This is a genomic window from Caldibacillus sp. 210928-DFI.2.18 (genome assembly GCF_020554505.1).
GTDB classification, from domain to species: domain Bacteria; phylum Bacillota; class Bacilli; order Bacillales; family Caldibacillaceae; genus Caldifermentibacillus; species Caldifermentibacillus hisashii.
On the sequence record NZ_JAJCHL010000184.1, the window covers coordinates 1 to 1,530 of the forward strand.

1 protein-coding gene is annotated in these 1,530 nt (G+C 36.5%); it reads left to right on the forward strand.

Translation table 11 applies throughout. The annotated features are described in order from the left end of the window. Positions 1-167: 167 nt before the first annotated feature. Positions 168-1,529, forward strand: a complete 1,362-nt coding sequence (locus tag LIZ98_RS17415) for an IS4 family transposase (RefSeq protein ID WP_096549894.1) — start codon at positions 168-170, stop codon at positions 1,527-1,529. Position 1,530: the final 1 nt, after the last annotated feature.

Below are 1,530 nucleotides of genomic sequence, written 5' to 3' on the forward strand. Positions count from 1 at the left end.
ACTCAACTTTCGCACCTAAAAAATAAGCATTAATCATTGGTTTTATTGAAACCAGAGTTTATCAAATATATTCGTTGACAAATTTAAATAATCATGAAAAAACACCTCGTTCTTTGGTATAGTGTAATTGATGAAAAACACTACCATACAGAAGAGGTGTCCCCTATATGATAAACCAAAATAGCCAATTTAATCAACTACCAAAAGAACTTGACTCTGTTTTTTCTGAGCTTGAAATAAATAAGCATCTACGCCAAGCAGGAATTAAAAAATCGTTTGGCTTTAGCTGTTCTTACTTATTTCAACTTATTTTTTGTTTGATTTTTCAACATAGAAATTGGTTTTCCCTACTGGATTCAAAGAAAGCAGATCAATTTCCAGCTAAGGACGCTGTTTATCGTTTTTTAAACCAAGCAACGTTCAACTGGCGCCGCTTTTTATTACTATTGAGCACTTTTACCATTCGAAAAGTGGCAAGTCTTACGAATCGAACACGACCAAAAGTGTTCATTATTGATGATTCTTCCTATGATCGAAATCGCAGTAAAAAGGTCGAATTGCTCGCTCGTTGTTTTGATCATGCTTCACTTAAAATGCGCTTTTATAAAGGTTTTCGTATGCTTACTTTGGGTTGGTCAGATGGCCATACATTTATGCCAATTGACTTTTCTTTAGTCAGTTCGAGAAAGTCACAAATCAATGGTATTTCTGATCACATTGATAAACGCACATGTGGCTATAAACGTAGACAAAATGCACTTCAAACAGAGCCTGAACAGATTCCTGATATGATTAAGCGTGCATTAACGAGTGGAATCGAAGCCAGCTATGTTCTTATGGATTCTTGGTTTACCTTGCCACCACTTGTTAAAGCGATTGTCGATCAAGGATTAGATGTCATAGGGATGGTTAAAGAAACAAAACAACGCTATAACGTAAACGATAAAATGGTTTCACTAAAGCAACTTTATCGCTTAGCTGTACCTGTTCCATCCGGGAAAGGAGTTCTTCGTTCAATTCATACAACAATGGCTAACGGGACACCCGTTAAAGTGGTATTCATTCAAAATAGAAATAAGAAAAGTGAGTGGCTTGCCATCCTTAGTACCGATTGCACGCTCTCCGAACAAGAAATTGTGCGAATCTACGGAATGCGCTGGGATATCGAGGTTTTCTTTAAGACAACCAAATCCCTTTTAAAACTTGAAAAAGAGTTCCAAAGTCGTTCATATGATGCGCTTATTGCCCATACAACGATTGTATTTACACGTTTTATTGTACTCTCTTGGCAGAATCGTTGTAATACGGATGAACGAACAATTGGTGGTCTGTTTTATGAACTATGTGATGAAGTAAATGAACTTGATTGGGCTGTCGCATTGCAGCAGTTAATCGAGCTTCTTCAAGATGTAATAAAACAGACCAACAAGAAAATCAAAAAATTAATTCAAAGTCAACTAGAACAGTGGATATCCAACCTTCCTAGCTATATCAAGGCTTATTTGCCAATTTCAGTCTGCGAAAGTTGAG